Source organism: Rubrivirga sp., assembly GCF_049648075.1.
Classification (GTDB): Bacteria; Bacteroidota; Rhodothermia; order Rhodothermales; family Rubricoccaceae; genus Rubrivirga.
Genome location: NZ_JBARYR010000052.1, coordinates 1 through 6,161, shown reverse-complemented (window position 1 = coordinate 6,161; position 6,161 = coordinate 1). Strand labels below are relative to the sequence as shown.

Below are 6,161 nucleotides of genomic sequence, written 5' to 3'. Positions count from 1 at the left end.
CGGCCGGCGACCAAGCGGGCCTCGCGCCCTCGGTCCTCCCCGACCTCGAGGACGGCGCGGCCATCGAGGACGGCGGTCGTGCCATCGGCGAAGGCGACGGTCTGGGCGCCGGACAGCGTTTCGAGTCCGGCATCTCGGATGCCGAGCCACGTCACGAGCGTCCCGAACCCCACGACGGCGACCAGGGCGGCGACGCGGAAGGCCCACCGCATCGGCTGCCCGCTGCTCGTTCGGACACGAGGCGCAGCGGCGCGGTCCTCGGCCCGACCGGCGCCGACAGAGCGGATCCGGCGCGCTCCAGCGTTCTCCCATGCCGCGTCGAGAGGACGGACATCGTCAGGGGCGGCGTCCGACTCACCATCGATGGAGTTCCACGCGGCGTCGAAGGCGTCGCGGTCGTCACGGATCCGCTTTACGACGGCGGTCAGACCTGGGTGCTTCTCGAGCGCGGCCTCGAGGTCGGGACGGGCGGCCTCGAGGGTCTCGCGCTCGTCGGGCGTGAGCACGTCGTCGGCGTCGGACAAGGCGTACAGGACCAGCAACGTGCGGTCGGGCACCGACTGGGCCAGGTCCGCGCGGACGCCGGCCCGGAGCTGACGCCACCGCTGGAGTGCGGTCGCGAGCTCGGGCTTGTCGGCCATGGCCGCGTCGAGGGCGGCGCGCTCGTCGGCGTCGAGGGAGTCGTAAAGGGCGAGGGTGTCCACGTGTGGCGGGGGTGGGTCGCTACAGAGCCGCGCCGAACAGCGCAAAGGCAACAACGGCGCTCGTCAACACCTCGCGAAGCTTGGCGAAGGCGCGCTTGACCTGCATCTTGACGGCGGCCTCGGTGGTGTCGAGCGTCGTGGCGATGTCGGAGTACGGGTAGCCGAGCTCGCGCATCTCGATAATCGTGCGCGCGTGCTCGGACAAGGTGGCCAAGGCGTCCTCGAGGTCGACCCGGAGCGCGACGTCCTCGGGGTCGACGGAGCCCGGCGTCGGCAGATCGGGATCGAAGAGGGCCTCGCGCGTGCTGTACCGACCTCGATAGAAGTCCTGGAGCTCGAACACGGCCGCCTTCATCGCGAACGCCTTAAACCGGGCCGGATTCTGCAGTGCATCGAGGCCGCGGTGGACCCGGATCAGCGCGTTCTGCACCAAGTCGTCGGCCTGGGGCGACCCGCCGATCCGGCTCCGAAAGAACGCCTGCAGGATCGGCGTGATGGCCGCGAGCAGCCCGTCACGGGCGTCGGTATCTCCGTCCTGGGCGCGAGAGACAGAGGCGGGGTCGAAGGCGGTCATGTGAGCGAGGATATCGCTCGTGCCGCCATCCGCGCACGCGAGGTCACGGGCGAGTGCCTAGTTCGAGGCCGCGTCATCTCCCCCGCTCGCACGCCATCCCTGGAACGCGACCTCGTACAGGTCGGCCGCTTCCTCGAGGGTATCGCTCTGCGGGAAGAGCGTCGTCAATTCGTCGTAGAGGTCGAGGGCGGCGCGGTAGCGCTCTTGCTGCCGGGCCTGGACGCTGCCCTGGGCGTAGGAGATTTGCGAGCGGAGCGCGCCGAGCAAGGCGTCGTCCGCGTAGATGCTGGCGGGGAAGTTCTCGAGCACGTCGCGATAGGCGATGACGGCCGCCTGGTAGATCTCGCGGCGCTCGTAGAGCCGTCCGCCCTCGAAGGCCTTGCGGGCCAGCTTTTCTCGCAGCTCGGCGGCCAGCTCCGCGGCGGCGACCGCGTTCGGGCCGTCGGGGTACTGCTGGAGGAAGATGCGGATGTAGTTGAGCGCCTGGCGCGTGTCCGTCTGGTCGAGCTCGTAGCGCGGGCTCAGCTCGGCGTAGGCCTGAATGCGCTCGAAGGCGGCCTGCTCAATGCGGGGGTCGGTCCGGTAGAACTCGACGAAGCGCGTGAACTCGTTGCCGGCCAGCAGATACTGGCGGTCGGCGGCGTAGGCCCGCGCGAGCGCGAGCTGGGCGTCGTCGGCGAGCTCGCTGGTCCGTCCGAAGTCGAGCGAGGCGCGGAGGTACTCGACGGCCAAGTCGTGCCGGCCTCGATCGTAGGCCGCGATTCCCTGGTCGTAGGCCTCCTGTGCGGAGCTGAACGTCCGGGGTCCTCCGCCGCACCCGGCGGCGACGAGGACGAGAACGAGGAGACCGATTCGGAGCGACATGAGCGGGACGGCGGGGACAAGCAGCGACGCGGCGGCGAACGGGATCGCTGGCCGCTTATTGCCGCTCAAGTTCGCGGTCGCGGCCTCGAGGGCGGAGGCGGAATGCGAGAAGAGGCGGCGAGGTGTGGACGTCCTCGAGGACGTGTTCGACCTCAAGGCAGGATCGCCTCGAGAACGGTTTCGACCTCGAGGTCGATCATAGCAGATGACCCCTCTGCACGGTCACAACCACGCCCGCACTTATCTCGCCAGAGCCCCTCGAGGGCGACACGATGTCGCTCATGCCAGAGTTTGCGCAGTCACTGTGCGATCAGGCCACGTCCTCGGGGTCACTCCAAGAGCACCGCTTGGCCATCTCGGAAGCCGAGCACGAACAGGGCCTCGTTGACCTGACCCCCGTTGAACTCGAAGCGGTGTCCGACCCCGTCGTACTGGCTGGCCTGGCGGACGGCCTCGGCCAGGTCGCCTTCCTGCTCCTCGATCTGCAGCAGGAGGAATCGAGCGATGTCGTAGCCGATCAGCGAGAGGCGGTCCTGACCGATCCCGGCGAGCGCGCGGTACGTCCGGCCGAATGCGTCGGCGGCGCCTGGGGCGACGAAAAAGTCCTGGGTGAACACGGCGCCCAAGCGGGTCGCCCTCGCGGTCGAGGTGGACAGGCCCTCCCACTCCGTGTTGCCCAACGGGCGCGGCGCGCGGTTGAGGGCGTCGAGCGATCGGAGCGCGTCGGCGGCGTAGCGGGGTGCGTCGCGGCCAGTGACGGGCAGGTAGACGGCGTCGACGCCCTGGAGAGCGCTGGCGCCGACCTCGCGGTCGAGGTCCTCCCACGCCTCGGCGTTCGCCAAGGTCTCCTCGAACGCGACGCGAGCGCCCAGGCGGCGGGCCTCCGTCCCGAACGCGCCGGCCATGTCGGCACCGAGCGTGCCGCCGACGGACGCGACACCCAACCGATCGAGGCCCAAGCGCCCGACGGCGTAGCGCGCCATCGCTCGTCCTCGAGCCGGGAACGTCGGGTTGGCCTGGAAGACGTAGCGCCGACCCATACTCACGCCCTCGTCGGTCGCGAGAGGAGCCAACAAAACTACGCTAGCGGCCTCGGCCGCCGCGCCGGCGGTCTCGGCCTCGTCGCTGAACAGCGGCCCGATGATGCCGTCCGCGCCCTCGAGGACGACGCCCTCGACGGCCAAGCGGGCTCCCTCCCCGTTGCCACCGGAGTCGCGGAACACCATGCGGACCGGCCGGCCGGAGGCGCCTTCGTTGTGCTCGTCGACCGCGATACGGACGCCGTTGAACAGCGCTTGCCCGAGGTACCCGTCGATCCCTCCGACCGGCAGCACGACGCCTAGGTCGAACGGCAAGCCTCGGCCCCCCGGACCGCCCTGGGCCGCGAGTGCCAGCACGTCGCGAGCTGAGTCGACGTAGCGGCTCTCGGGATACTGAGCCACCAACCGCGTTGCGGCCGCGATCGCACGGTCGAAGTCCCCCTCGGCATACGCCGACTTCGCGGCCATCAACGTCGCCGACGTCGTGCGCTCGTTGTAGCCGAACTCGTCGGCGGCTCGCGAGAAGAGGCGCTCGGCCTCGGCGTAGTCGCCGACGCGGTAGCTGGCGAGCGCGTTCTGGAACGCGGCCTCGGCGCCGGGGATCGACTCGGCGTCGGCGGGCTGGGCCGAAACGGGCGCGACGGCGAGCGCCGCGACGAGAGAAAGGAGACAGACGAGACGCATCAATCCGGGGTCGGGGGGACAGCAAGATCCGACCTCGGCAGCGAACGGACAAGATGTGCGCCTGAGCGTTTGGTGAGACCCGTCCTCGAGGACAAAAAGACCTATCGCCTATGCGCCGACCTCGAGGACGAGGTGCCTGGGTGCGGCCTCGAGGGCGGCTACGCCGAGAGCGACCGGCCGACCGCCAAGCCGATGACGACGAACACCACGCCGACGATCACGCTCCCCGCCGCGTTGGCCACGGCCAGTCCGCGGTGACCGGCCTCCCACAACAGAACGGTGTCCGCGCTGTACGTCGAGAACGTCGTGAACGCGCCCAACACGCCGACCACCAACGCGAGGCGAGCGCCGTCGTCGCGCACGGCGGGAATCGCAATCCCGATCAACAAGCACCCGACCGCGTTGACGATCCACGTCCCCCAGGGCGCGACCTCGAAACGGACCGCCCACAGCCCGACCCCGTACCGAGCCACGGCGCCGACGGCGCCTCCCAAAGCCACGAGCAAGACCGAGCGCATACCGTTCGAGGACGACGCCGCAAGGTCCGACCTCGAGGACGACGGCGCCACTCCCGCCATGCCCGACGTCGTCTCGCGCTCCCCCGACGGCCGCTACACGGTCGAGGCCGACGCCGTCCCGATGCGGATGTCGCACGAGATCCTGCCTCCGGCCGTGCGGGACCTCGACCGCGACCGCGTGATCGCGGACCTGCGCGGCACCGTGTGGTCGGTCGTGAAAACCGTTTGGACCGAGGGCCACGTGACGCTCACGCTTCAGAAGTATCCCAACGGCGTCGGCAGCTTGACGACCACCATCGACCTCGAGGCCGAGACGGCGACCGTCCGAGGCGAGACCGTGCCGGCGGCCGACCTCGAGCGCGCCCTCGATGCCGCGACCGTCCACCCCTACGACCGACCTCTCGCGGATCTCCTCCGCCGCACGCTCGTGGCCCTCAAGGACGGACCGGACGCCTTTGCCATCGAGGCCGAAATCGCCCGGATTAGGCGCGACCTCGAGGCCGGACGATCGCGCCTCAGCGATGTCCAGGCGCTCTTCCTGCCCACGGGCGAGCTCCAAGACGTAGCTATCGATCAAGGCTGGGGCGACCGATTCCTAGCCCTCGCGTCCGAGGCCGACCGCCTCTCGCACCCGCCTCGGCCCATGTCTCCAGCGCCCCGCGCTCCGGCACCGAGGCCGCCGCGTGTGACGGTCGCCCGCTTGGCGCCCGTCCTCCTTTTGATCGGCGCGGCTCTCGCCGGCGGGCTGCGCGGCCTGCTCGGGATGGCGCTCGTCCTGTTGGCCATCGCGCTTCTCGTCGTGACGCCGTTTCTGTGGTTCATCGGGAGGCCCGGAGCGTCGCTGTTCAGCAGTTCGGGGTTGTCGCTGCGTCAACAGATCGGGGGGGCGCCGGTCGCGTTCGTGGTGCTGGTGCTCGTGGTCGTCGCCCTCGAGGTCGGGATCCTGGCTGCGGCCTTCGCGATGTTCAGCCGGGCCTAGCGCTTCTTGGTCTTCCGGTCGCGCCTGACGTCGCTCGGCACGCCGGGCGAGACGAACGGGTCGCCCTCGACGAAGAATCGGTAGTCGAGGTCGATGCCGCGCGTCAGGCCAATCCGCGAGCTGCGCGCGACACGGTCATCGAGGACGGGCTCGCCGCGGGCGATGTAGAGCGGCGGCGAGGTGAGGTCGGCGCCGTGGAAGCGGCTCTTGGTCGCCTCGGGCGACTCCGTGATGCCGAGCGCCTGCGTCAGTTTGCCCGGCCCGTTGGTAAGATCGCGACGGCGCTTAATCGAGGGCGGACGGTTCTGCGTCATCAGCTCCTCGCCCTCGATGGGCTCGACGCCACGGATCAGGACGGCGCCCGCCTGGCCCTCGGGCTCTGTGACGACGTTGAGCAGCCAGTTCGTGTAGTAGATCTTGTAGACGTAGGCCGTGCCCGGCTCGACGAACAGGTCGGCGACCCTCCCCTCTCGGACTACGCGCCCGCCGGGATCGAAGGTGGCTTTCCAGCCGTGCATCGCGGGGTCGTCGTCGAGGTAGGCCTCGGTCTCGACGATGCGACCGGCGAGGGTTCCGTCTTCGGTCTCGTGGACCAGAAGGTGCCCCAGCAGGTCGCGGGCGACCTCGAGGGTGGGACGGGCGAAAAAGTCTCGGGAGAGGGCTTCGTACACGGGTCTGTATCCTCGAGGTCGATGGTCCGTAGGGCCATGTCTACGCGCCTCTCTCGCCCCCGTCTCCGATGAAACAGAAAACCGTCCAACGCCTCGCCCTGATCTGCCTGGCCGGCCTGGGGCTGAC

6 protein-coding genes and 1 pseudogene are annotated in these 6,161 nt (G+C 69.8%); 1 reads left to right on the top strand and 6 read right to left on the bottom strand.

All coding sequences use genetic code 11. The annotated features are described in order from the left end of the window. The 5 genes and pseudogenes from WBA11_RS01485 to crcB form a co-directional block, all read right to left on the bottom strand. Nucleotides 1-704, bottom strand: a pseudogene (locus WBA11_RS01485) (hypothetical protein); the annotation flags it as partial. 19 nt (nt 705-723) lie between these two features. Further along, nucleotides 724-1,278, bottom strand: coding sequence for an RNA polymerase sigma factor (locus WBA11_RS01480; protein ID WP_424518961.1), 555 nt, complete (start codon nt 1,276-1,278; stop codon nt 724-726). Nucleotides 1,279-1,335: 57 nt separating this feature from the next. Beyond that, nucleotides 1,336-2,298, bottom strand: coding sequence for an outer membrane protein assembly factor BamD (locus tag WBA11_RS01475; protein ID WP_424518960.1), 963 nt, complete (start codon nt 2,296-2,298; stop codon nt 1,336-1,338). A gap of 173 nt (nt 2,299-2,471) precedes the next feature. After that, complete coding sequence (locus WBA11_RS01470; RefSeq protein WP_424518959.1) at nt 2,472-3,866, bottom strand: ABC transporter substrate-binding protein; 1,395 nt, start codon at nt 3,864-3,866, stop codon at nt 2,472-2,474. Between the two features lie 158 nt (nt 3,867-4,024). Continuing rightward, on the bottom strand, nt 4,025-4,384 hold the full coding sequence (crcB, locus tag WBA11_RS01465; protein ID WP_424518958.1) for a fluoride efflux transporter CrcB: 360 nt from the start codon (nt 4,382-4,384) through the stop codon (nt 4,025-4,027). A gap of 58 nt (nt 4,385-4,442) precedes the next feature. Between crcB and WBA11_RS01460 the strand changes: the two genes are divergently transcribed. Beyond that, entirely contained in the window at nt 4,443-5,363 is a 921-nt protein-coding gene (locus WBA11_RS01460; RefSeq protein ID WP_424518957.1) for a hypothetical protein, read from the top strand. On the opposite strand, the gene WBA11_RS01455 is transcribed toward WBA11_RS01460, so the two are convergent. After that, nucleotides 5,360-6,034 (bottom strand): DNA-3-methyladenine glycosylase, encoded by a 675-nt coding sequence (locus tag WBA11_RS01455; RefSeq protein WP_424518956.1) that lies wholly within the window; start codon nt 6,032-6,034, stop codon nt 5,360-5,362. The genes WBA11_RS01460 and WBA11_RS01455 overlap by 4 nt on opposite strands. Nucleotides 6,035-6,161 lie beyond the last annotated feature (127 nt).

Excerpts from the sequence above, each read along its gene's own strand:
- WBA11_RS01480 (WP_424518961.1), bottom strand. The coding sequence starts at position 1,278 with ATGACCGCCTTCGACCCCGCCTCTGTCTCTCGCGCCCAGGACGGAGAT.
- WBA11_RS01470 (WP_424518959.1), bottom strand. The coding sequence starts at position 3,866 with ATGCGTCTCGTCTGTCTCCTTTCTCTCGTCGCGGCGCTCGCCGTCGCG.
- crcB (WP_424518958.1), bottom strand. The coding sequence starts at position 4,384 with ATGCGCTCGGTCTTGCTCGTGGCTTTGGGAGGCGCCGTCGGCGCCGTG.
- WBA11_RS01460 (WP_424518957.1), top strand. The coding sequence starts at position 4,443 with ATGCCCGACGTCGTCTCGCGCTCCCCCGACGGCCGCTACACGGTCGAG.